The sequence below is a fragment of the Phaeobacter sp. SYSU ZJ3003 genome (genome assembly GCF_041300735.1).
GTDB lineage: Bacteria > Pseudomonadota > Alphaproteobacteria > Rhodobacterales > Rhodobacteraceae > Phycobacter > Phycobacter gallaeciensis_A.
The window spans coordinates 1-22,684 of sequence record NZ_PXNU01000068.1 but is presented as its reverse complement, the minus strand read 5'-3'; the positions used below and the strand labels follow the sequence as shown (position 1 = coordinate 22,684).

Here is a 22,684-nt window from a genome sequence, read left to right as displayed (position 1 = left end):
ACACCGACCCTTCACATGCCCGGAGCGCGCCGCCAGGGAATTTCCACAGCATTCGCGACACGACCCTCGCTGGACTTGAAGTCAAAGCCTGCAAGGTCCTTGTAGGCCGGGAAGCGCGCCACCTTGGTTTGGTAGGCAATGGAGCGAACTTCACGCTCTGCAATCTCAGCCTTGAGGAGTTGGGACAACATTGGCGTTGCCGCTTCGAACGCCGGTGCGCCCTGGGCCACCAGATCATCGACGGCTTGTGCCATGCCATGCAGCTTGAGGCTACGCAGCATGATCACGATCGAGGCTCCTGCAGGGTCATGACGCATGGCGTTTCTCCCCAGCCTGTCTCAGATCATCGTAGCGATCGACATTGGCCTTAGGCGCCGTATCCAAGGCCAGGGCATCTGGTGGATCGACCTCTGGATGGTCGGTCTGCTTCCTGTCGATCAACCTGTGCAGGAGGTTCAGGACATGCATCTTGGTGGGTACTCCGGCTTCCAGCGCGAGTTCTACAGCACATAGAACGGCGTCTTCATCGTGGTGCAGAACCAGGGACAAGATATCGACCATCTCGCGGTCACCGCCTTCCTTGCGCAACATGTGATCCTGCAGACTGCGGAAGGCGTCCGGCATCTCGATGAACGGCGCACCGTTGCGCAGGGCGCCGGGTTTGCGTTGGATAACAGCAAGATAATGACGCCAGTCATAGATCACCCTGCCTGGTTTGTGGTGAGATCGCTCGATGATGCGGTCATGGGTGCAAACGGTATGGCCTTCGGCCACCACAACCAGCCGATCCGGGTAGACATGCAGGCTGACGCGGCGGTTCGCAAAGCTGGCCGGGACGCTGTAGCGATTGCGTTCGAAGGTGATCAGGCATGTCGGTGACACCCGTTTACTGTGCTCCACAAATCCATCGAAGGCAGGCGGCAACGCCATCAATGTGGGCTTCTCCGCCTCCCACACATCGGCGATCGTGCCTGGTAAAGCCTTGTGCGATGTCTCGGCCCATAGGGCAATGCAGCGGTCCTCCAGCCACTGGTTCAGTTCGTCCAGACCCTTGAAGACTGGCATGACCTGCCAAAGGCGGTTGCGCGCATCCTGGACGTTCTTCTCGACCTGACCTTTCTCCCAGCCTGCTGCCGGATTGCAGAACTCGGGTTCAAAGACGTAGTGGCTGGCCATGGCCTTGAAACGGGCATTGACGTCACGCTGTTTGCCTCGGCCCACACGGTCTACTGCCGTCTTCATATTATCGTAGATGCCCCGTCCCGGTATGCCACCGAAGACACGGAAAGCGTGCCAATGGGCGTCGAATAACATCTCGTGGGTCTGAAGCGGATAGGCCCGCACCAGGAAAGCTCGGCTGTGCGACAGCTTGATATGGGCTACCTGCAGCTTGACCCGGTCGCCTCCGATATTGGCCCAGTCCTCGCTCCAGTCGAACTGGAAGGCTTCGCCAGGCTGAAACACCAAGGGCACAAAGGTACCGCGCCCGGTCGTTTGTTCCGCTCGATGCTGATCGGCACGCCACGCGCGAGCAAAGGCAGCCACACGTCCGTAGGAACCGTCATAGCCAAGCTTCACCAGATCAGCATGCATCTGCTTCACGGTGCGGCGTTCTTTGCGCGACTTCCGCGTCTGCGCCAGCAACCAAGCCGATAACCGATCCGCATACGGATCCAGCTTGCTTGGTCGTGATGGTGTCTTGAACTTCGGCTCCACCGCGCCCTCGCGCAGGTACTTTTTGATGGTGTTGCGAGACAGGCCAGTGCGCCGGGCTATCTCGCGGATTGGCATTTTGTCACGCAATGCCCAACGTCGAATGACACTCAAAAATCCCATGTCGATCACTCCATATCTCCCTGAACAAAATCCTCAGGGTAACGTGGTCACATGGGTCAATTCTCAATGAAAATTTAGGGGGATACCGGGTCACTTCTCAACGGAAATCAACAGTCCTGGCCCTCGTACTCCTCTTCGAACGCCCGGTATTCGGCGAGCAGCTTGGCATGGGCCGCGCCTTCGTCATCCGACATCGGCGCCGGATTACCGTTGAGCCGTCGCAGGCCGTGGCTGTAGCCATAGGGCAGGTCGAGCGAGACCTCGATCCATTTCCAACCTTCGGTCGCGATGGCTTCGGCTTCAGCCTGAAGCTTCTCGCTGACCAGGCGATCGAGCAGGGCAGGGTCTTCCAGCCATCCGCCGTCGTCGCCCTGGAAGAGGTCGTGCAACATGGTGCCGCCCGCCGCCTCGTAGGCCTCGACGCCGACAAAGACGGCGCGCCGGTCAGAGGCCCGCACGGAGGTTTCCGTCAGCATGCGCCGGATCTGATAGGGCTCCTTGTTCCAGGACGACTTGATCGCCTCCCAGACCTGAATCTGACGCTCGTGGTCCGGATTGACCGTGAAGGCCATCAGCTGCTCCAGCGTCATTTCATCCTCGGCATAGAGCTCGAGCAGGGCAGGGGCCACGGCGGCGAGTTTCAGGCGCTGTTTCACCACCTGCGGCGTGACGAAGAAGGCGGCTGCGATCTCTTCATCGCCTTGACCCTTCTCCCGAAGCGCCACGAAGGCGCGGAACTGGTCGAGCGGATGCAGGGCTGCGCGCTGCATGTTCTCAGCGAGCGAGTCGTCTTCGGCGAGGATCGCGGAAGTGGCATCCCGCACGATGCAGGGAATGGGCGTGGTCTTGGCCAAGCGTTTCTGCTTCACCAGGAGAGACAGGGCCTGGAAGCGCCGACCGCCAGCGGGGATTTCGAACTTGCGGTCTCGGAACCATCATCCGCCAGAACGGGTCGAACGCTCAGGCTCTGCAGCAACCCGCGGCGGGCGATGTCTTCGGCCAGTTCCTCGATGGAGATGCCGGCCTTGATGCGCCGGACGTTGGACTGGCTCAGCACGAGTTTGTCGAAGGGAATGTCCCGGGACGGGGACAGGGTGACTTTCTGGGCAGATTTCGCCATCAGATCTTCTCCGCGACGGGCGCCGGAAGCCACTCTCCCGATCTCACTTCCCGTCACCCCTTTCACAGCCCATCTCTACCTCTCGACATGTCCACCGCGGTGGACATCACGCAGTTGCTGCCCCAGAACGAGAAAGCCTTTCCAACAACAGTGATGGGTTGAAGTCAGTTTCTCTGCGACCGAGCGTGATGCTGTGGAAATACGCTCCAAAGTCTCGGATGCGATTGCTCATCTGGAGAATTATGAAGATGGCGCATGATGCTTTTTGAGAGCCTATCTTCTTAGCAGCCTTTTCGAAGGTGCTTTCGTGGATTCCCATCATTGGAGCGAGCGTTCTCGCGTGGCTTTCGACATCGTGCCAGTTCCTAAGTGAGTTCGTTGCGAACGATGTAGCCTGGTTACAAACGGTTGTGAGCGTTTGCAGGGGAGGTGTTTGGCTGTTGGTCCCGCTTTCTAAATCTTTTTGTTCTTTTTTAGACTTAGAATGGTGGCGGACAGTTTGCCCGTCATTGGCGGGCAGTTTCATTGTTTCTGGTGCGTCCACCGCGGTGGACATCTGTTTGCATTGAGCCTCCAGTTCGCCGAGCAAAGTACGATACTCCGCGATCGAGAGCTTCCTCCGAAGAACTCGGCGTACCTGATGAGTGAGTTCGTTCTCGGGGTCAGCTTCGTCGATCTGAGCAAGTTTGGTTAGGATTTGCTTTCGCAAAAACACGCGATCCCGACGAGCGTTTTCCATCGCTTGGGCTGTCGCAAGTAGTTCGCCGGCACGCGCGAGCAACGGAGCCAGCGACAACCCATAGCTAATGGACTGACCTTCGGAGGACTTCACTCGGTATCTCTTGCGATTTGGGCTGTCGTGGCGCTTCATGAAACCGAGTTCAACAAAGCGATCGATGTGCCTACGGAGGGTTCGTTCATCGATCCCGCCAACTCGACGGCAGATCTCGTCGTTGGAAGCGAAGACTGTGTCTCCATGCCGAGGCTTGAGAAAGCTCAGCATCGCTTGGAGCGTTTGAACATGTCCTGGACGGAGACCGAACAGGCTGCGAGTATCTCTGAGCGCGCGGAAGACTGCCCAGATGTCGGTTTCAGGTGTTGACGTGGCGGGGGTGCCCTTGCCGACGCCAAAGGTTTGAACGGAAAGCTTTGTGAATGCCATGTTTGTTGAACGACGACCGTTGCGGCCCACAACTTCCCCGGCTCTTCCCGCTGTTTTTGGCGAGAAAAGGCAACAAAAAGACGTCCACCGAATCGGTGACTCTTGACCGGTATGTCGGAGATTGCTACATCACAGGTGCTAATCAGATGATGAGGGCTCTCCGGGGGAAACCTTGGGGGGCTCTTTTCTTTTTGGTCTTCGCCTTTCTCCTCTGCTCGTGTTTTTGGTTATGACCGGGGATCAGCTCCCCGAGCCTCTCTCATTCTGCCATTGTTCAAAAAGCTGTCGCAGCGTGGTTTCCGCGCGCTCTTCGAGCCATTGGCCGAATTCCGGGTTGTCCTTGCGGGTGATCTTGATAGCGATCGACTTGCCATCGACTGAAAGTGTGCCGACAGGGCTACCACTATTGTCCTTTACCACGGTCGTTTGGCCACGGGCGCTTTGGTCGGCTGCGCCACGCGCCTTGCTGGAGCAAGCAACATAGACGGCTTGAAACTTGTCCGAGCTTGGAGTGGTGTCAGGCAGAGAGGCAAGTGTCTCACGCGCAATGTCGACAAGCGGAACCTTCTCTGAAAGTGCAGCAAGATCACCCCATTGGCGTCGACCTACGCCATGAGCCGGGCCGATAAGCCGGACAAGTTCGTCAGGCAGCTGCTCGATGACTACACGATGGTTCGACACACCTTGCCGGGTGAGGCCTAGGGCGTCCTGAATGACGCCAGGCTTGTAACCGGCCTCCTGCATCTCTTTGATAAAAAGAGATTTTTCAATGAAGGACGGATCCAGCCGCAGGTTGTTTTCCTGACCTTGCGCGATCAGAGAAGCATCATCATCGAGCGTTCGAACGATCGCTTTGACGGTTCCACCAACTCTTCGAATGGCTGCAAGTCTGCGACGCCCGTAGATGATGCGGTATCGATCCGGTTGGTCAGAGGGGCGAACCATGATCGGCACTTGCTGACCATGCTTGCGAATGCTTTCGGCGAGATCTTCAATGCTACTATCTTCCAGGATCAGGCGATCCCGGAGGCCATCCATATCGATCCGGTCGGGTTCGATATCTCGGATTGAGTTGGCAGTGATTTCCCGGAGAGAGTCCCGCAATCCGCCAACCGAGCCAGGTAGCTTCGAGGATTTGACCGGGGCAGGGGAGGGGGCTGCCGACTCTTTCTCGTCTTTCGGTGGCTGGTTGAAGATATTTCGAGCCATCAGCGACGCCCCCATGCCATTTGGATTGTCTGCTCCAGCTCATCGGCAACGCTGTTCACGCTGGTCAAAGCCCGATCAATGGTCTTCCGAATGAGCTGGCTCGGGTCTACCTCATAGATGGTTTGCTGAGTCATGCCGGCGTCAGAAATGGCTGTCGACTTCAGCATCGGTTCAGTCATGACTTGGCCCGCAAGGATTGAACGTAGGTACCCGGCCATTTGCGTTTGTGGTCCGTCCGACGGCTCGTAGCGTGTGATCAGGAACTTTACGAAGTCCCAAGTGACATGTCGTCCAATCGCCTCTTCGACGGCTTTGACCGTTTCCGAAGCGAGTTTGAGGAACTGGCTCATCGAAGCGATGTCGAGCATGCCGGGGACGACCGTCACAAGTAAGCCCGTGGACGCTGCCAATGCTGTCAATGTCAGGAAGCCCAACTGCGGAGGGCAATCGATCAGCACGATGTCATAGTCTGAGTCGACTTCCTCTAGCGCCAGAGCAAGACGCTCTGCAAAAATCGGCTGAACCCTGCGCGCAAGGGCATTCGCTGTCTCGGTTTCGTACTCGGACAACATCAAGCCAGCCGGGACCATGTCGAGCTTGTGGAAGTATGTTTTCTGGATGACCTCCGAGAGCGGAACCTGATCATCGTATCTCAATGCGTCGTAGATTGTGCCGCCTTCGGCGAATTCGAGCTCAGGCCGGAAGCCGAAAAATGTCGTCAAACTGGCCTGCGGGTCGAGGTCCAGAACAAGCACGCGGTAGCCACGCAGGGCATACCTGTGTGCCAAATGGATTGTCGCTGTTGTCTTCGAGCTGCCGCCTTTGAAATTCACGACCGAAATGACCTGAAGACGGTCACCGTCTCGGCGGCCAGGTCTGTACGCGTCAGCATTTTTGCCTGTCCGCGCCAAAATGTTGCGGAGGTCGTCAACTTCTTCGGCCGTGTAGAACCTATGACCGCGACCGTCAGTGTGAACTTCTGGGAAGCTGCCATCTTTGTGGCGGTTGCGCAGGTTCGACGTACTAACGCGCAGCAACTCGGCGACCTCGGTCGAGCTGAAGCGGCGCAAGGACTTGCGTTCTTCTGGCTCGAACGCAACTTTCATCTGCCGGTCAAGCGACTCAGCAAGACTGTCTGCGAATGCTCCGATGTCAGAAGAGCCTATGCCTTGCGCGTAGCCCGTATTTCGATCATCCATGTTCTGCCGCCTCTCATGGCCTTTGCTAAGGCTCTTTGTCGTTCTGACGGTTAAAGCCACGTCTGACGCGTTTTGCCGTCAGAATGGAAATGCCACGAACATCTGAGTCCGGCAAGAAGAATCTAGATGTAGTGCAAAAGTTATCCACAGCACCAATTTGGCCGCGCGGGGCCCGCGCTATATAACGCATTGATTCCTAACGATAAAGGCCGCGTCTGGCGAAGCCGATACCCTTCGAGATATTTTCTGCTCGCGCGAACTAACCCCAAGGCTTTGTTGGATATTTACGTGGTTTTCGTCCAGTTGAGGCGATGATTCTGTAAGATTTTGGCCGAGTGACAGGAGTAGTTTGCCGACCATCGCCGCCTACAAAAGGCCGAGACGCTCTGCCCGCTCCAGCAGCATTCTGACTGAGGAAGGCTGCCAGCTGGTGCGACCGCGAGGGGTGCGCTCACGCATGGATTCCAGTCGGTCGCAGATTGCCTGCAAGGTGATCTCGGGGTCAGCACCTTTGATTGCGGCGACAATCGCAGGCAGGCGATCGTCGGTTTCGCGACGACCGGCGCGCCCAAGCACTTCAGCCGGCAGGAATCCGTCCGCCACGTATGCCTTCACGGCGCGGAGCAGGCGGCTTTGCGTCCAGCGCCGATCATGGGGCAGGGGGCCATTGATGATCCGCAGCACGTCTTCCCAAGCCATATCGGGGCGCAGGCGGCGCACATGGGGCACCCAATCCTGCGCGGTCTCGTTGAGGCGCTCCATGTAGCCATCCTGCCGCGCCAGCCGTACCTTGCGCAGCGCTTCAGGGTCCTTGGCGCGAAGACCTGGGTTGCCGCCGACGCGGCCCTTTGAGCGTGCCGAGGCAAGTCCGGCTTTGGTACGCTCGCGGATCAGAGCGCGTTCGAACTCAGCCGCAGCGCCCAGAACCTGCAACGTGAACTTGCCCTGGGGCGAGGCAGTGTCGATCGGGTCCTGGAGCGAGCGGAAGAACGCCCCCTTGCCCTCCAGTCTTTCGATCACCTCAAGCAAGTGCGACAGAGACCGCGCAAGCCGGTCGATCCGCACGACGACCAGCGTGTCGCCCTTGCCAATCCGCTCCAGCACACGTGCAAGCACCGGCCGCGCCCGATTGCCACCTGAGGCGTGCTCTTCAAAGATCTCTGCGCAACCCGCAGATTGAAGGGCCTCGGACTGGGGCAGGGGGGTTTGATCCTCTGTGGATACGCGCGCATAGCCTATCAGGGGCATGGAAAAGAGCCGTTTGCAATTTAAGATATCGCTAATAAACGACCGTTTGGAAACGGCGGCACGAGCCTCCGTGACATTGACCGGACCCTCACATTGGCATATATTGCCAACAGGGAGACTTGTTCAATGGTGACACGAAACGTCGTTCTGACCGAAACCCAAGACCAGCTGGTTCAGGCCTTGGTAGCTTCCGGACGTTATCAGAACGTCAGCGAGGCGATGCGCGCGGGGCTTCGTCTGCTGGAGCAGGAAGAAGCCCAGCTCGCCGGTATCCGGCAGGGCTTGCTCGAGGGATTGGCGCAGGCAAAGGCGGGCGACTTTGCCGAAGGTAGCGGAGACGACGCGATCCGGCGGGCATTTCGGCAAGCGCGTGCATCTTCATGAGCCGATCCCTTCGGCTGACGCGTCGCGCAGAGGCCAGCCTGGTCGAGATTGCCAAGTGGACGATCGAACAATTCGGGCCCAAACAGGCTGAACTCTATGAGAACGAGGTGCTCACCCGCTGTCAGGCAATCCTGAACGGTCAGGCACATAGCCGAAGCTGTGCGGTTCTGGTCGATGAAGCAGCCGATCTGCGGTTCGCGAGGGCAGGGGAGCATTTTCTGGTGTTTCTGGATCAGCCTGACGAGGTCATCATCGCTGATATCCTGCATTCCCGCAGTGATCTTCCGCGTCATGTGGCGGCATTGGCGGCTCTCAGAAATGTTGACCTATAGCCCGGCCGCTTTGGTCAGGTTCACCCGGAACCGGTCGCGGCGGCGCTGGTAGCGGCGGGTCATCTCCGCAGAGGCGTGTCCGAGCTGTTTCTGGACGTAACGTTCGTCGATTTCCGCAGAACTGGCGAGGCCCGCGCGCAGCGAGTGACCGGAGAACAGAGCCAGGCGCTCTTTCTCAGGCAACTCGGACCGGATGCCGGCGTCCAGGACAGTGCGCTTGATCAGGCGGGCCACATGTTTGTCGTTCAGTCGCGTCTCCAGAGCCTTCTTGCCATCACGGGAGGTGCCGACAAAGACGGGGCCGAAGTCGATCTTCGAGAAGTGCAGCCATTGCTCGAGCGCATGCACAGGGCAGGTCTGATCCTTGGAGCCGCGGCCGATCTCGACTTCGCGCCAGCCGGTCTTGGCATTGAGGGTGAGCAGGGCGCCCTTGTCGAAGATCTCGATCCAACCGCCGGAATCCGGTGTGTCGTCCTTGTGCACATCAAGACTGACGATTTCCTGGCGGCGGAGGCCTCCGGCGTATCCCAAGAGCAGGATTGCGCGATCCCGCAACCCGCGCAGATCGAAAGGAAGGGTAGCCACCATCGCGAGGATGTCCTTTGCCATGATCGCTTCTTTCTGCACCGGCGGACGCGCGTGCTTGCGCTTGATCCCGGCCAGCACGGTGGCGATGTGGCGGTCCCTGCGGTCGAGGGTGAAGCCACGTTGCGCGTAGCTCCATGCGAGGCCCGAGAGGCGGCGGTCAATGGTGCTGACCGATAGGGGTCGGGACGCCGACTGCGAAGATGAGGAGCCCAATCCGGAGGCCAGATCGGCGAGGTAGAGGCCAATCATCTCGGGCGAGGGCGGCAGCGGTTCCGTGCCTTTCATCCGGCACCAGCGCGTGAAATGCGCCCAGTCCTTGGCATAGGCTTTCAGCGTGTTCTCCGAGGCCGCGGCACGTGCGTAGTCGCGGGCGGTGTCGACCAGGCGATCGAGACTACCGGTTCCGGCGACATGGGAAGGAAGTGTGAGAGCCTCACTGGGCACAGCGTCGCTCTCGTTGTCCTCGTTGATTGAAGACCCGTTTGCCGCCTCGGATCTCGATTTCTCGTTGTTTTCTGACATGTCGCTGAGCATATTCTTTGGTGTCCGATAATGCAAACTTATCGGACATCATGGCAAAAGATAGAGCGAGGCGTTTTCTGTGCTATTTTCTGGAGCAAAGCGCCGCGATGGTTTAGGCTTCAGTCATGACATTTGCCCGACCGGAACACTCCATCGACACAGACACTCTACCCCGGATGCCCGCATGGGTCACCTCGGCACGTCCTGAAGCCTTTGAAGATGTGGCGTTTTTATCGGGCGCGGCGCTGAACCACCTGCATCTTGTGTTGGGACGCGAAGAGGTCCCCAAAGCCTTGTTGCGGGATCGGCTGGCGCTGCGAGCGGCCGAGGCATGTGTCGGGTTTTCTGGTCGTCTGGAAAGAGCCCCAGAGCTGCGCGACGCGATTCATCTTCTGCGCCCTGGCGATCTACCTGGCCCGGCAGGGGAGACATATCTTTCTTGGCGTCGCGCCGCTGAACGACCGGTGTCGGTCAAGGCTCTGGGCCGAGCCTTGCCGGCCTTCGAGCCGGGCCAGATCGCGACGTGGCTCGATGCGGGGGAGGGGGCGCCGGTCAAACGAGCAGCACTGGTGCTGGATGCTGTCCTGACGGAGGCACCCCGTGCCGAAGTCCCGGCGTTGATCCTCGCGGACTCCGCCCTCGCCCAGGCGCTTGGTTGGGATCATGTCGTGCCGCTGCTGGCCGCGGGTTTGAAACGCACAGACCTGCGCAAGCGGGGTGACGATTTGCGCCTGGCCTGTCATCGCGCGCTCATCTCATCGACCCGCGAGGCGGTGCGTCTCGCCGCAGACCTCGCGCGGCGGACGGCGCATCTCAAAGCGGTCGCACCAAAGCTTCGGGCAAAGGGGGCAGGCGACGCCGTCGACATGTTCCTGACCCGCGATGCGGTGGCACCCGGTGCCCTGCCCTTGCCGGACCGCGCCGCGCGGCGTCTCTGCGACCGGCTGGTTGACCTCGGGGCGGTGCGCGAACTGACTGGCCGCGACACCTTCCGGCTCTACGGAGTCTGAGCGATGGTCAAGGATGGACTCGACACCGAGCTTGACCGCGAACTATCCGACCTGCCGCCGGAGTTGCGCTGGCGCGAATGGATGCGCCGGATCGAGGCGGTGCTGTTTGCCTCTGCCTCGCCTGTACCGCGCGAGGATCTGGCGCGCATAGTGGGGCAGGGGACTTCGGTTGATCTGCTGGTCGAGGATCTGGCCGCCGATCTGGAGGGGCGGGCGTTCGAGATTGCCATGGTTGCTGGCGGCTGGATGTTCCGGACGCGGCCTGTTTACGCGCCTGCAATCCGCGCCGCTGCTGATGTGAGCGACCAACTGCTGGACCTGAACGAGTTCGACGTGGCGATTTTGGCGGCGATCGCCTACCACCAGCCGATCACCCGCGACGGGCTGAAGGATATCTTCGGCAAAGAGATCAGCCGCGACCTGATCGGGCGGCTGCATGCACACGGTCTGATTGGAACTGGGCCGCGCGCGCCGCGTCGTGGTGCCCCCTATACCTTCGTGACCACAGACGCGTTCCTCGCAGCTTTCGGGCTGGAGAGCTTGCGCGATCTGCCAGACGCTGAACAGCTGAATGATGCCGGGCTGGCCGCGCGCGCCTGAAACTCACCGGGAATTTTTACAGCGCTTGCCGCTGCTGATCGAGCCGCGCGGCCGCCTGAACGAGATCCGCCAAATTCGGGCCAGCGGTGTTAGAGCAAGGCCCAGCTTTGGGCCGAGGCAGGACGGCATCGCTGAAAGATGTGACCAGTCCGCCCCAAGCTGGCGCAACCTGAGCGACGCGTTTCCAATAAATGATCGCGGAACTTCTTCGCGTTCCGAACGGCGTCGATTGCCCGTCCGTCAATTGCCAAAACAGCTGATAGCGATCCCGATGAGAGAGGCGCGCGATGGACATTGGCCGTCGACTAAATTGAAAGCAGGCTGATCCAAGAAGGTCCGGGAGTGATCGCCCCTCTGCCATTCGATGCCCTGATGCCTGCAGACGAAGCAGATCGTCGATCAGACGCTCCAGACGCCGAACTCCGTTGGCGGCGGGACGGGTGCGTTTGCAGAGGGCCGCGCCGCACCAGGCGCAGATCTGATGCGGCACAAGACGCTTCTGGCTGAACGGAGCCAATCCGCCCCCGCAAGATGGGCACCTGTCCCGAAGCCGACAACCGTGGTGAAAGCAAGAAACGCGTGTCGCGAGGCTCCAGCCTCGGCGAAAATAGGGCGTTTCGTCTTCCGTCAGACAAGCGGGACAGAACTGCAGCCAGGTAACCTGCCTCCTGGGTGCGCAACTCTGCTGAGGCGATGCCCGCAGGGGCAAACGCAGCCGGGCCAAGGGGTCAGGGGCAATGGTCAGAGCCGCGATGTCTTCCACGGGTATGCCGGTATGCTCTCGCAGAAACTGCAGGATGCGATCGGGCAACGCCCGATCAAGCCGCGCCGACCAGTTCTCACCCGGCGCTCCGAGAAGCGTGCCAAAATAGTGCGGAGGTATGCCGTTCGCGTAGGCGAGGCGGTGCAGCCAACTCGACAGAAGTTCACCTGGTGCGGGCATAATGCTCACTGGCCAACGGCTTCCCGCCACACTTTCATACCGCTCTGCAGGTGTGACGGATATCTCGGTCGGCCCAAACCTCATGTCATATCGTGACGCAAAGCGGAATTACGGCGCCTCGAGAGAGGCACATAGCCGAGGTCCCACAGGGTTGCGCCCGTGATCCGGCCCTCACCGCGCGAGATTGCCGCCACTGCGGCACGGGTGACGATCTCGACAACCTCGCCGATCAGCCCCTCTGACAGATCATGGATGATCTTCGCCAAGGGTTCGCGCGACAGATCGGAGGCTTCGGCGAGCGGCAGACTGGCTTCCAGGCTGTCGAGAAGCGTCGCGAATTCCTCGTCATACGGCCATCGTGGAATGGGGATCGTATCGAAACGTGAGCCCATTTCGTCCGTATCATGAACCGCATCGTAGATCGCGATTTCGCCGACAAGGACGGGTGAGATGTCATGCACCCGTGCGATCCGCCGCAAGAACGAGAAGATGGCCTTCACATCCTGGCGCCGCCCGCGCAACGCGCTGTGGAACTCGTCGAATATCAAAAGGCGCGGCTTCAGGCGCTCGAGAAGATGATCGACCTGATCGCCGGCGCGGGACAGGCTGCGCCAGCCAGCGGCTTGTGGTGCGCGCAATCCGGACAGGATGCTGGCATAGAAATGCGACAGCCCTGCACCTTCCCGGGTCTGGATCACCCACACCTTTTGTTGGTCGGCGGCACGCAGATGTTCGACGGCGAAGCGTTCGGCGATCATGGTCTTGCCGTTGTGGTAGGGACCGGCAAGCAGCAAACCGCGTGGGCGCAGGGATCGCGGTCGCTCGAGCAGCAGTCGCATCGCGTCATGCGCCGCGCCGGCCGCCGGATGGCTGATCCAGCGCGGCGCGCGCACATGGGCGATCCGCACTGCGTCATCGGCCTGCAAGAGTGGGACGGTGGCGGACATGAGGTGGTCCGGCACCTTACCAATCCTCGACCGGGAAGACGCGCCGCGGACGATCCGGGTCGAGCTTTGCCTGGGCCGAGGCGGAAGGCGCAGCGAAGTCGGCATAAGGCTTCTTTGCCTCGGTGGCATGCCGGGCGCGGGTCATCTCCTTCAAACGGCTTTTGGGGGTTTTGGCGGCGGCAACAGTTGCGGCGATTTCGCGTCGGATCGCTGATGCCTCCTGCACAGGGCGCCGCTGGATTTCGCGCCGCCTCTGTCGATCCGCCTGGTGCTGCCAGAGCGTGATCGGCTCGGCCAGTCCGTCCCGTCGCCTGACCGGCCGCCAGGCATGGGTATCCGGATCCTTGACGTAGACATGGCTGATGTCGCGAGGATCATAGCACAGATCCAGCGGCTCCAGCCGGTCACGACGCGCGACCAGCGGGCCCAGCCAGGGCTCGAAATAGTCGATGGCGAAGAGAGTGATGCCTTGAGGTGAAATTTTTCGCGTCTTGCGCGGCAGGAAATTCAGCAGCACATCGACAGGTGCATCGATCGGCTGGTCTTTCGGCTGGAACCGATCTTCCCACTCCTTCTCCGGAACGGTCAGCTTGCGCGCATTCTGGCTCAGGTTGTGGTCGATGATCGCGAGCGCGATGCAGCGTTCAAGATCCGCGAAGCTGAGCCGTGCCCGCGCTTCCGAGGCATAGTCGCCCCGATCCGCGATGGAACGCCCCGTCTTGCCCGGCAAAGCCCGCAGCGCCGTGTTCACTTTCCCCAGCAGGCGTTCGACGACTCCGCCCCGATGCACGGTGCCCTTGTTCCGCATGCGAATGGAAATGCCATAGTCCGCGCATCCTCTGCTGAAGGTGCTGCTTTGGAATTCCTTGGCGGAATCGACGACGATCTGCTTTGGGCGACCGTGCATCGGCCAAGCATGATCGATACTGCGTTCTGCCAGCCAGTCAATCTTGCAGCACATCGCGTGCGCCAGACAAAGTGCCACAGACAGTCGCGACGGCCGCTCGAGGGTCAGGCAGAAGCCGATGATCGCGCTCGTCGCCACATCGGCAGCGATGGTCAGGTATGGCCGCCCGACTAAGACACCGTGGTCATCAATAACCTCGACAAACTGGATGTCTGCCGGCGTGTGATCGATCTGGACAACGTCGAGCGCGTGGTTAGCCCGGATGTAGCCCGGTCGCGGCTTCAGCCGGTGCAGGTGTTTACTATCCGACAGGCGGCGGCGGGCAATTTCTTCCGGGGTGAACAGGATGGGAATGCGCCGGGCGACAGTGACATAGGCGGGCGGAGTGTGCCCTTCCTCTGCGCAGCGGGTGCGGATCTCTTCAACGATCGGTGCAAGGTCCGGCTGCTCCGGGCGCAACCACATCTCCCGCAGGGTCACCGCGATGATGTTCTCGACTGCGGGGTTGATCCTCGGTTTAGCAGTCGCACGATGGCTTTTGTGTTGACCGTCGCTTCCAGAACGATCTCGTCCTCCACATTTAGCCGCTTTGCAAATTTCAGGATATGCTCGCGCTCAAGCTCCAGGCGACCGGCATCCCTGATCTTGCCGTTCTCCAGGATCGCCACTTGTGCGAAGGTACGATGCACATCGAGGGCAATGATCTTCATGATTGGCTCCTTTCAATGTTCAAAAACAAGGGAGCCAGCGGGCCACACGACAACTACGGATCCGCGCTCGCAGCGCAACCGGGCAAGTCGAAGGGGCGGCCAGATAACAACTCGAGCTCTCAGCTCATGAGATACTTCGGCCTGCCCGCCATTCGTGCTCCCAACACCCCAATCCCGGTGGGTCAATTCTAACCCACATCGAGGTATTATAAACCTCCGATTGGGGTGCCGAGATCATTCATGCCGGATAACAACATCGTTGAGCAGGATCACCGAGGCGTAAAACGGCGGATCAGGCCGATGTTGGGCTTCAAGTCATTCAGATCAGCAACTGCAACTTTGGACGGTATAGAAACGGCACACATGATCAGGAAAGGAGAGTTGGGAAGTGGTTGCCCCTTCGAGATCTATGCCAGTCTTGCCGCGTGACGCGCAACCGAGGAAGCGTCTTTCTTGGCCACACTGAACTTTGCGACGGAACCCCCTCTGTGACTAGCGCGTCGATCCAATCTATCCGGGTAGGGTCGTCAGTCGGACTCAAGTAGAAACTTGAAAAGCCGGGCCGCTGGGCCGGTCTCGGCGCTTGATGTGATTTGCGCGATGAAAAACTGCTTTCTCAAAGGCATTCCTTCGAGCCTTGCTCGTGCCAGCGAGCCCGAAGCAATTTCGCCTCGCACCGCCGTCTCCAGCACGATGGACGCGCCCAGACCGGCGGCCACGCTGCGCTTAACTGCCTCGGTCGAGCCCACATTGCCGATGGTGTCGACATCTTCTGCTTGGGGCCCTAGTGCTTCTGTCAGAAGGGTGCCGGTCCCGCTGCCGCGCTCGCCGCCCAGCATCTTGAGCGTCTTGAGTTCGGCAAAGCTGATCTCTTCGCGCGTGGCAAGTGGATGATCGCTTGGCAGGATGACGATCATTTCATCGCTGAGCCAAGGAGCCACCGTTACGGCGGGGTGGGAAATTGGCCACTCCATCGCGGCGATGTCGATCTCTTCGGCCAGCAACATCTGCGCAACGCGAGGGTTTGGGGCTGAGATGACCTCCCATCGCATCTGCGATGATGTCTGTTTGAGAAAGGATGCCAGCGCATCCGGCATGAAGTATGATGCGATGTTGCCGCTGCACCCGATCTTGAGCGACTCGGATAAAACGGCGGCCTGTGCCCTTTGAGTGGATGTAAGAATCTGCTGTGCATGTGGCAGGAGTCGCAGCCCGGCGTCGGTCAGGCGGCTGCCGCTATGGCTGCGCTGGATCAAGGGCGCGCCTAAGTCCTCCTCCAATTTCTTGATATGTTGCGACAGGGTAGGCTGCGCGATGCCGATCCGGACGGCGGCAGTCTGGAAGCTGCCGAGTTCGGCCAGCGCGACGAAGCTTTTGAGAACAGTCGGGTTCACGTCTCGAGCACCTCGGGATTGACGGCGTGGCGCGGCCGCTTGCCAGAAAGAAAGGCGATGATCTCATCGGCGGCCTCGGCTGCAATCTGGCGGCGCACCTCGCTGACTGCCGATCCGATATGCGGTGTCAGAACCGTTTGGTCACAGGCGAGGAGCGCTGGATGAACTTGCCTTGGCCGATCCGGGCGATGCCAATCCTCCATCTCGAACGTGTCCGCGGCATAGCCGGCAAGGCGGCCTGTGTTCAGCGCCTCCACGACGGCGGCCTCATCCACCAACGATCCGCGCGCGGGATTGACCAGATAAGCCCCTTGTTTCATCGCTGCTAGAAAAGATACATTCACGATGTGCTTGGTCTGGTCCGTCAATGGCAGCGCAAGGATGATGAAGTCAGACAGGCGGGTGAGATCATCGAGCGGAGCGTACTGCGCATCGAGAGCTTTTTCCGTCGTGGGGTCGAGGCGATTTTCGTCGAAGTAGATGCGCCGGCCTCGAAAACCCGAAAGGAGCCGCATTGTCTCGCGGCCCACTGCACCGCCGCCGATGATGCCCACGGTCGCGCCTTGCAGGCTGCCACCATAAAAATTGGGCCGCCACCCGGCGAACGTTCCTGACCGTAGATGCGCGTCTCCCGCACGCATGTTCCGTGCGAGCGCAATGCTGAGGCCAATGGCCAACTCGGCCGTCGGCTCGGTCAAAAGGTTCGGAACATAGGTCAACAGCACCCTGGCATCTGTGCAGGCCCGCTGATCAAGATTATCGAAGCCTTTCAATGCGCCGGCAATAATCTTCAATTTGGGGCAGGCGTCCAGAAATGGGCGGTCGACGCACTCGGTCATGAAGGCCATCAACGCCGATGCATCCGCGCAAGCCGCACGCAATTCGTCGTCGGCGAGTGGATCGCGCCCCTCGCTGGTCACGACATCCCCGTGCGCTGAAAGGCGTGCCAGCGTCTCATCTTCGATCCAGTTGGGCACTACAATTTTGACCATTATCCAACATCCTTAGCTGCGATTTTCCAATCACTAACAGCAAGGAACATATATCGCAATATGTAATAAAACTGTCATATATATTGCGTATCAAAGAACTAACAGAAGGAGAATCGGTGCGATGGATGGGTCAATGAGTATTATGGGACGTGATATTCTGAGCGTCGACGATGTCGAAGTCGTGTACCCGAACGGCACACGCGCACTCAATAAGACCACCTGCCAATTCATGGACGGGGAAGTGACCGTCCTTCTTGGTCCGTCGGGCGCCGGTAAGTCTACGCTTCTTCGCACTCTCAACCTGCTGACCCAGCCAAGCGCAGGACATATCGTGACATCGGCGGGCCAGCAGTTGAAGTCGCGCCGCGATATCCGGTTTCATCGGCGCGACACCGCCATGATCTTTCAGCAGCACCAACTGATCGGCCGCCTGAGCACTCTGCGCAATGTCCTCATGGCGCGTCTCGGTCGCCATTCTGTCTGGAGCAGTTTGGCAGGCTTTTCGCGCGCCGAGAAACACCTTGCGCTGGAATCTCTCAGCCGCGTGGGCCTCTTTGACAAGGCGCTGACACGCTGTGACAGCCTTTCGGGTGGCCAGCAGCAGCGCGTCGGCATTGCGCGCGCGCTCACGCAGGAGCCAAAGCTGATCCTCGCGGACGAGCCTATCGCATCGCTCGATCCAGCATCTTCGGACCGGGTGATGAAAATCCTCCGCGACGTATGCCGCGAAGACCGAATTCCCGTCATTGTCAGCCTTCACCAACTCGATTTTGCCAAGGCCTATGCCGATCGCATCATCGGCCTCTGTGATGGTGACATCGTTTTTGACGGACCGCCCTCGGCACTGGATAACGCCGCGCTGTCGCGCATCTACGGCGCGCCGGCCGATACGACCAACTGATCTTTCAACTCTTGGAGACTGCCATGAAGAATATCGCAACTCTCACCGCCATGCTGCTGGCCTCAACAGCCGCATTCGCAGCAGGCGATTATGATCCGGACACTTTGCGCGTCGCGCTGCTTCCTGATGAAAACGCCTCGACCGTGATCCAGGATAACAAGCCGCTGGCCGCGTATCTTGAAGAGAAGCTCGGCAAGGATATCGAACTGATCGTCACGACCGATTACTCTTCGATGATCGAGGCGATGCGCTTTGGCCGCGTGGATGTCGCGTATTTTGGGCCGGCCTCCTACACCATCGCCAAGGCCAAGATGGCGGATGGCGATCTGGACATCGAGCCGTTCGCCGCGCGCGTGACGGATGGAAGCACCACCTACCAGTCTGTCCTCATTGCCAATGTCGAAAGCGGTATCGACTCGATCGACGATATCGAAGGGTCGGGCATCGATGTGGCTTTTGGCGATCAGGCATCCACCTCGAGCCACTTCGCGCCGAAATACACGATGATGCTCGAAGGCGTGACGGAGGGCGATGACTATACCCAGAACTTCACGGGCGCGCACGACGCGGTGGCGCGCAACGTCGAGCTGGGCAATGCCGCTGTCGGCGGTCTGAGCCGTCCGATCTACGAGAGCCTGCTGGCCAAGGGGTCGGTTGATGCATCGAAGCTGATTGTCATCGGTTACTCCGCCGATATCCCACAATATCCTTGGGTTATGCGCACCGACATGACCGAGGCGCTTGAAGACTCAATCAAGGACGCCTTCCTGACGCTGGAGCCAGGGACCGACGCGGGCGATGCAGTCCTGACGCCGTTCAAGGCCGACGGGTTCGCAGCAATCACGGATGCCGACTACGACATCATCCGTGACATCCGCAAGAACCTGCAAGCCGACTGAGAATGCCCGAACTAGGAGACCGCCATGACCCGCCTCTTGACTGCCCAGCCTGCGCTGACCAACGCTGAAGATGTGCTGGCCGAGGACAGCAAGGGGCGGCGAAAGCTGCTCCTTCAAATCGCCGTAGTCGCCGCGATCGTCATTGTATCGCTATGGATGACCGGGATGCTAGATCGGAGCCGGTTGACCAGCGGCTTGCCGGCTATCGGTATCCTCGGCACTGAGATGTTCCCGCCGGATTTCGGCCGTTGGCGCGACTGGGTAGGACCCCTTGTCGAGACGCTGGCTATGTCTATCGCCGGCACGGCGCTGGCGGTCGCTCTCTCTTTGCCACTGGGCTTCTTGGCCGCACGGAACACATCGCCCAACAAGGTTATCTACCAAGTCTCGCGGGTCGTCCTGAATACGCTTCGCTCGATCCCAGAATTGATCATGGGTATAATTTTCGTTGCAGCTGTAGGGTTTGGCATGTTGCCTGGTGTTTTGGCCCTTGGCCTCCATTCGGTTGGAATGGTCGGAAAATTCTTTGCGGAGGCCATCGAGCACGCGCATCCTGCACCGATTGAAGCGACCGAGGCGTCAGGAGCCACGTCAATGCAAGTCATCCTGCATGGCGTCCTGCCTCAAGTCTTTCCGCAATTCGCAGATGTGAGCATGTATCGCTGGGAATATAATTTTCGAGCCTCGACCGTCATGGGTATGGTTGGTGCAGGCGGTATCGGCACTGAGCTCGTCGGCTCGCTCCGCCTTCTGGACTACCCACAGGTGTCAGCGGTTTTGCTGGTCATCCTCGCCTGTGTGACCGTTGTGGATATACTCAGCAATATGCTCCGTGCGAAGTTCCGGTGATTTAAGCAGATGCCAAGGTGATTTGCTCGAACAATGAGCCATCACCTCAACGGTTCAGTTTTCTTTCATGCCAGCTTGTTGCATGGGTCAAAATATGGGTGCAGGCGCCCCTTTCCCCGAACGACTATGCGGCACGTTTGAAGACCGCATGACCGAGGCGGGTCATGCGGTTGAGGGTCTTTGTGGCGCCCGATCTGGGCTTCGACGAGGGCTCTGCGATTGTATCCCGTTGCTGACTACCCTGCCATTCGGCCATGCTCGGCGATATGCTCTATGTGAGCGTTGCGCCCATCGCGTAGGCCGGGAACAGCGGTAATTAGTGGCGGGATGGTGATCTCGACATCGGGTCAGAACTTTTGGGTCAAGCAATCGGAAACTACGGTGCCATCATAAGCGGCGTCCGCCAGAACGCGGGTCACCTAGCTTGCGATCCCCACGATGAGGTCGGGCAAGGCGGTTTCGTCGCCGATCTGGTCTGTGGTCAACAGTGAGGCGACGATCTCACCGCTGTCCGGGTCATACCCGATGTGCAGTTGACGCCAGGATTTGCGGGTCTTTCACGTGCCATGCTTTTCGTCCTGCCAGCCCGAACCGCGATGGATCTTCAGGCCTGTGCTATCCACGATCAGCGTGGTGGGGCCACTGGATTGTGGCCTTTCGTCCACGACCGAGAGGTGTCGCGTAGCCCTTAATTGTGAGATGAGAAATCCAACGAAATCAACGGCTGCGCTTTGCCCTTAAATGTGAGATTTTGCCTTTAATTCCGATATTCTTGCCCTTAAACCTGAGACAGGGTTCACAGACTTGTGCGGCAAATATCGATGGATGGTGATAGCGAAGACTGCGTGGTCATTGGTGCTGAGGAGGCGCGCAGGGCGGCCGTTCTGCGGCCGCTTGTTCAGGCATACCTCAACGGCACTGGCAGTCTGGAAAATTGCATCAATGATGCCGTTTGGGAACTTGGTGTCAGCAGGGCGACGGTCTGGCGTTGGATAAAGCGATTGGCGGAAGAGGGTGGACGCACCAGCGCGCTGGCTCCGCGAAAACGAGGCCGTCCGGCCGGTACGACATTGATATCCAGCAAGGTCGAAGCGGTGATTGAAGAACACCTTCGCCGTCATTTCCTGCGCCGAGAACGTCCGAGCCTGTCACGCGTCGTGACAGAAATCCGCAGCGCGTGCTGGCAGCAGGGCTTGCAACCGCCGACACGGCGGACGGTTCAGCGTCGTCTGGATGCAATGGATGCCCGTGAAGTTGCAAAGGCACGAGAGGGGGCAAAGGCTGCCCGCCAGAAATTTGCGTCTGTCACAGGCGAGAACAAGGCCAGTCAGCCTCTGGAGATGGTGCAAATTGATCATACGCCCGCGGACATCATTCTTGTCGACAGTTTTGAGCGCCAACCAATTGGCCGGCCGTGGGTCACGCTGGCTATCGACATCGCAACGCGAATGGTAACCGGATATTACGCCACTCTCGAGGCGCCTTCGCGTCTGTCAGTGGCGCTTTGCCTGGCACAGGCGGTGGCCCCCAAGGCGGAACTTCTGTCGGAATTGGCGTGCAATATTCCTTGGCCCGCACAAGGCAAACCGCAGAGCATCCATGTCGACAATGGCCGCGATTTCCGGTCGCGGGCCTTTCGGTCGGCATGTGCGGAATGGGGGATCGATCTGATCTATCGGCCGCCGGGAAGACCTCACTTCGGGGGTCACATCGAGCGGTTGATCGGCACGATGATGGGGGCCGTTCACCTTTTGCCGGGAACAACGCAATCCTCGATCGCGGTCAAGGGCGACTATGACGCCGAAGGCATGGCCACGATGACCTTGAGCGAATTCGATCGCTGGTTTGCTCTGGAAATCTGCCGATACAACAACAGCATTCATTCAAGTCTTGGCTGCACGCCCGTTGCCAAATGGGAGGCGCTCTCAGCGGAGATGACGGGCGACATCCCCTTCGAGATGGAAGCCTTTCGGGTGAGCTTTCTGCCAAGTGAACTGCGCAAGGTCAGACGCGGCGGCATCCATCTGTTCCAGATACGGTATTGGTCGGATGCCCTCGCAGGCCGCATTGGGCGCGGGGACGGAAAGGTCATCGTTCGCTACGATCCTCGCGATATCTCAATGATCTGGGTCGAACTCGACGATGGCCGATATGTTGAGGCGCGGTACAGAAACCTGGAAATTCCGCCCGTGTCACTATGGGAATATCGCGATGCTATGAGGAAGGCGCGTGCCCTTGGCAAGTCCGGGTCCAACGAGCTGGTGCTGGCTGAGCTGATCCGACAGCAACGCCAGATCGAGACCGAAAGCCGGGGCCTGACGAAGGCCGAACGCCGATCCCGTGAAAGAAAAGGGACATTGGAGGGCGCCAATTCGGCTGTCTCGACAACCGAAGGGCTGCGCCCGATCGACACGGGTGATACATCGCGCCCATTGTTCAAGGTGGAGAGATGGTGAATTGAGGGCAAGGACAACTGAGGAAGACGGTCGGATCGCGCTCATTCAATCGGATATCTGGATCGGCTTTCCGCGGGCCGAACAGGTGTTGGACCGCTTGCAGGGCATGATCGAAGCGCCACGGCAAACCCGTATGCCTGGGCTTCTTGTGCATGGCGCGTCCGGGATCGGAAAGACGATGATCGCCCGAAACCTGTCGCGCAAGTACGCACCAGAATACGATCCAGCGTCAGGCATCACCCGCACGCCGCTGCTGCTGTTGCAAGCGCCGCCTGCACCTGATGAACGGCGGTTCTACCTGCACATCCTGGCCGCCGTCGGTGCCCCGGCTACAGCACTGAGCGCCCGCGCTCAAAATGTGGCTTCCCTCGAAGTCCGCGTCATAGCGCTCCTGCGCGACCTTGGCGTGCGGATGATCATGATCGACGAGGTTCACAACCTCTTGGCCGGGACCCACCGCGAACAGCGCCGCTTTC

The 22,684-nt window shown here is 59.6% G+C and carries 21 protein-coding genes and 3 pseudogenes; 10 read left to right on the top strand and 14 right to left on the bottom strand.

Annotated elements, in window-relative coordinates:
* Positions 1-65: 65 nt before the first annotated feature.
* From C6W91_RS18865 to C6W91_RS18835, 7 genes and pseudogenes are all read right to left on the bottom strand, one after another.
* Positions 66-317: pseudogene (locus C6W91_RS18865) on the bottom strand (ATP-binding protein); the annotation flags it as partial.
* Positions 307-1,836: an IS21 family transposase gene (gene istA, locus C6W91_RS18860; protein WP_370571349.1), complete on the bottom strand. Its 1,530-nt coding sequence runs from the start codon at positions 1,834-1,836 to the stop codon at positions 307-309. The pseudogene C6W91_RS18865 and the gene istA, both read right to left, overlap by 11 nt.
* Before the next feature lie 113 nt (positions 1,837-1,949).
* Positions 1,950-2,956, bottom strand: a pseudogene (locus tag C6W91_RS18855) (ParB/RepB/Spo0J family partition protein); the annotation flags it as partial.
* A gap of 106 nt (positions 2,957-3,062) precedes the next feature.
* Positions 3,063-4,118, bottom strand: coding sequence for a plasmid replication protein RepC (gene repC / locus C6W91_RS18850; protein ID WP_370571348.1), 1,056 nt, complete (start codon positions 4,116-4,118; stop codon positions 3,063-3,065).
* 240 nt (positions 4,119-4,358) lie between these two features.
* A complete protein-coding gene (gene repB / locus C6W91_RS18845) occupies positions 4,359-5,327 on the bottom strand; it encodes a plasmid partitioning protein RepB (RefSeq protein ID WP_233678008.1) in 969 nt (322 codons plus the stop codon).
* Positions 5,327-6,526, bottom strand: coding sequence for a plasmid partitioning protein RepA (repA, locus tag C6W91_RS18840; protein ID WP_028288490.1), 1,200 nt, complete (start codon positions 6,524-6,526; stop codon positions 5,327-5,329). The genes repB and repA overlap by 1 nt, the downstream gene beginning before the upstream one ends.
* Positions 6,527-6,892: 366 nt before the next feature.
* Entirely contained in the window at positions 6,893-7,774 is an 882-nt protein-coding gene (locus C6W91_RS18835) for a recombinase family protein (protein WP_008335982.1), read from the bottom strand.
* Between the two features lie 126 nt (positions 7,775-7,900).
* Here C6W91_RS18835 and C6W91_RS18830 point away from each other — a divergent pair, with 126 nt between their 5' ends.
* Together C6W91_RS18830 and C6W91_RS18825 are read left to right on the top strand one after the other, a co-directional pair.
* Positions 7,901-8,158, top strand: a complete 258-nt coding sequence (locus C6W91_RS18830; RefSeq protein WP_370571347.1) for a type II toxin-antitoxin system ParD family antitoxin — start codon at positions 7,901-7,903, stop codon at positions 8,156-8,158.
* Positions 8,155-8,490, top strand: coding sequence for a type II toxin-antitoxin system RelE/ParE family toxin (locus tag C6W91_RS18825; protein WP_370571346.1), 336 nt, complete (start codon positions 8,155-8,157; stop codon positions 8,488-8,490). The genes C6W91_RS18830 and C6W91_RS18825 overlap by 4 nt, the downstream gene beginning before the upstream one ends.
* On the opposite strand, the gene C6W91_RS18820 is transcribed toward C6W91_RS18825, so the two are convergent.
* Positions 8,485-9,612, bottom strand: coding sequence for a tyrosine-type recombinase/integrase (locus C6W91_RS18820; RefSeq protein ID WP_370571345.1), 1,128 nt, complete (start codon positions 9,610-9,612; stop codon positions 8,485-8,487). The two genes, C6W91_RS18825 and C6W91_RS18820, sit on opposite strands and share 6 nt — an antisense overlap.
* Positions 9,613-9,725: 113 nt before the next feature.
* On the opposite strand from C6W91_RS18820, the gene C6W91_RS18815 reads away from it, so the two are divergent.
* The gene (locus tag C6W91_RS18815; RefSeq protein WP_093412187.1) at positions 9,726-10,610 is read left to right on the top strand and encodes a DUF1403 family protein; all 885 of its coding nucleotides are present in this window, start codon (positions 9,726-9,728) and stop codon (positions 10,608-10,610) included.
* Between the two features lie 3 nt (positions 10,611-10,613).
* Positions 10,614-11,210 (top strand): SMC-Scp complex subunit ScpB, encoded by a 597-nt coding sequence (locus C6W91_RS18810; protein ID WP_093412185.1) that lies wholly within the window; start codon positions 10,614-10,616, stop codon positions 11,208-11,210.
* Between the two features lie 16 nt (positions 11,211-11,226).
* Here the strand turns inward: C6W91_RS18810 and C6W91_RS18805 are convergent, their stop codons facing one another.
* The 4 genes from C6W91_RS18805 to C6W91_RS18790 all read right to left on the bottom strand — a co-directional run bounded on the left by C6W91_RS18805 (position 11,227) and on the right by C6W91_RS18790 (position 14,717).
* Entirely contained in the window at positions 11,227-12,153 is a 927-nt protein-coding gene (locus C6W91_RS18805; RefSeq protein WP_093412183.1) for a TniQ family protein, read from the bottom strand.
* 80 nt (positions 12,154-12,233) lie between these two features.
* Complete coding sequence (locus C6W91_RS18800; RefSeq protein WP_093412196.1) at positions 12,234-13,100, bottom strand: TniB family NTP-binding protein; 867 nt, start codon at positions 13,098-13,100, stop codon at positions 12,234-12,236.
* Between the two features lie 16 nt (positions 13,101-13,116).
* Entirely contained in the window at positions 13,117-14,466 is a 1,350-nt protein-coding gene (locus C6W91_RS18795; protein WP_238321333.1) for a transposase family protein, read from the bottom strand.
* 17 nt (positions 14,467-14,483) lie between these two features.
* Positions 14,484-14,717 (bottom strand): hypothetical protein, encoded by a 234-nt coding sequence (locus C6W91_RS18790; protein WP_009573530.1) that lies wholly within the window; start codon positions 14,715-14,717, stop codon positions 14,484-14,486.
* Between the two features lie 249 nt (positions 14,718-14,966).
* Between C6W91_RS18790 and C6W91_RS18785 the strand changes: the two are divergent.
* Positions 14,967-15,146, top strand: a pseudogene (locus C6W91_RS18785) (DDE-type integrase/transposase/recombinase); the annotation flags it as partial.
* Between the two features lie 98 nt (positions 15,147-15,244).
* Here C6W91_RS18785 and C6W91_RS18780 read toward each other — a convergent pair.
* Both C6W91_RS18780 and C6W91_RS18775 read right to left on the bottom strand, forming a co-directional pair.
* Positions 15,245-16,111, bottom strand: coding sequence for a LysR family transcriptional regulator (locus tag C6W91_RS18780; RefSeq protein ID WP_009573532.1), 867 nt, complete (start codon positions 16,109-16,111; stop codon positions 15,245-15,247).
* Positions 16,108-17,103, bottom strand: a complete 996-nt coding sequence (locus C6W91_RS18775) for an NAD(P)-dependent oxidoreductase (protein WP_038147407.1) — start codon at positions 17,101-17,103, stop codon at positions 16,108-16,110. The genes C6W91_RS18780 and C6W91_RS18775 overlap by 4 nt, the downstream gene beginning before the upstream one ends.
* A 133-nt stretch (positions 17,104-17,236) precedes the next feature.
* On the opposite strand from C6W91_RS18775, the gene phnC reads away from it, so the two are divergent.
* The 5 genes from phnC to C6W91_RS18750 all read left to right on the top strand — a co-directional run.
* Positions 17,237-18,004, top strand: coding sequence for a phosphonate ABC transporter ATP-binding protein (gene phnC / locus C6W91_RS18770; RefSeq protein WP_231886304.1), 768 nt, complete (start codon positions 17,237-17,239; stop codon positions 18,002-18,004).
* A 23-nt stretch (positions 18,005-18,027) separates the two neighbouring features.
* Entirely contained in the window at positions 18,028-18,903 is an 876-nt protein-coding gene (gene phnD, locus C6W91_RS18765; RefSeq protein WP_009573550.1) for a phosphate/phosphite/phosphonate ABC transporter substrate-binding protein, read from the top strand.
* A 24-nt stretch (positions 18,904-18,927) separates the two neighbouring features.
* On the top strand, positions 18,928-19,752 hold the full coding sequence (phnE, locus tag C6W91_RS18760) for a phosphonate ABC transporter, permease protein PhnE (RefSeq protein WP_009573551.1): 825 nt from the start codon (positions 18,928-18,930) through the stop codon (positions 19,750-19,752).
* A gap of 821 nt (positions 19,753-20,573) precedes the next feature.
* On the top strand, positions 20,574-22,208 hold the full coding sequence (locus tag C6W91_RS18755) for a Mu transposase C-terminal domain-containing protein (RefSeq protein ID WP_274830682.1): 1,635 nt from the start codon (positions 20,574-20,576) through the stop codon (positions 22,206-22,208).
* Between the two features lies 1 nt (position 22,209).
* Positions 22,210-22,684, top strand: a 475-nt coding sequence (locus C6W91_RS18750) for a TniB family NTP-binding protein (protein ID WP_370571344.1), incomplete at its 3' end; no start/stop codon positions are given.

Bases quoted from the DNA above. Each gene is read 5' to 3' on its own strand.
- C6W91_RS18800 (WP_093412196.1), bottom strand. From the start codon at position 13,100: ATGTCCGCCACCGTCCCACTCTTGCAGGCCGATGACGCAGTGCGGATC.
- C6W91_RS18820 (WP_370571345.1), bottom strand. From the start codon at position 9,612: ATGCTCAGCGACATGTCAGAAAACAACGAGAAATCGAGATCCGAGGCG.
- C6W91_RS18825 (WP_370571346.1), top strand. From the start codon at position 8,155: ATGAGCCGATCCCTTCGGCTGACGCGTCGCGCAGAGGCCAGCCTGGTC.
- repB (WP_233678008.1), bottom strand. From the start codon at position 5,327: ATGGCTCGAAATATCTTCAACCAGCCACCGAAAGACGAGAAAGAGTCG.
- repA (WP_028288490.1), bottom strand. From the start codon at position 6,526: ATGGATGATCGAAATACGGGCTACGCGCAAGGCATAGGCTCTTCTGAC.
- C6W91_RS18775 (WP_038147407.1), bottom strand. From the start codon at position 17,103: ATGGTCAAAATTGTAGTGCCCAACTGGATCGAAGATGAGACGCTGGCA.
- C6W91_RS18815 (WP_093412187.1), top strand. From the start codon at position 9,726: ATGACATTTGCCCGACCGGAACACTCCATCGACACAGACACTCTACCC.
- C6W91_RS18830 (WP_370571347.1), top strand. From the start codon at position 7,901: ATGGTGACACGAAACGTCGTTCTGACCGAAACCCAAGACCAGCTGGTT.
- C6W91_RS18805 (WP_093412183.1), bottom strand. From the start codon at position 12,153: ATGCCCGCACCAGGTGAACTTCTGTCGAGTTGGCTGCACCGCCTCGCC.
- C6W91_RS18755 (WP_274830682.1), top strand. From the start codon at position 20,574: ATGGATGGTGATAGCGAAGACTGCGTGGTCATTGGTGCTGAGGAGGCG.
- C6W91_RS18810 (WP_093412185.1), top strand. From the start codon at position 10,614: ATGGTCAAGGATGGACTCGACACCGAGCTTGACCGCGAACTATCCGAC.
- repC (WP_370571348.1), bottom strand. From the start codon at position 4,118: ATGGCATTCACAAAGCTTTCCGTTCAAACCTTTGGCGTCGGCAAGGGC.
- C6W91_RS18835 (WP_008335982.1), bottom strand. From the start codon at position 7,774: ATGCCCCTGATAGGCTATGCGCGCGTATCCACAGAGGATCAAACCCCC.
- phnD (WP_009573550.1), top strand. From the start codon at position 18,028: ATGAAGAATATCGCAACTCTCACCGCCATGCTGCTGGCCTCAACAGCC.
- phnE (WP_009573551.1), top strand. From the start codon at position 18,928: ATGACCCGCCTCTTGACTGCCCAGCCTGCGCTGACCAACGCTGAAGAT.
- istA (WP_370571349.1), bottom strand. From the start codon at position 1,836: ATGGGATTTTTGAGTGTCATTCGACGTTGGGCATTGCGTGACAAAATG.
- phnC (WP_231886304.1), top strand. From the start codon at position 17,237: ATGAGTATTATGGGACGTGATATTCTGAGCGTCGACGATGTCGAAGTC.
- C6W91_RS18790 (WP_009573530.1), bottom strand. From the start codon at position 14,717: ATGAAGATCATTGCCCTCGATGTGCATCGTACCTTCGCACAAGTGGCG.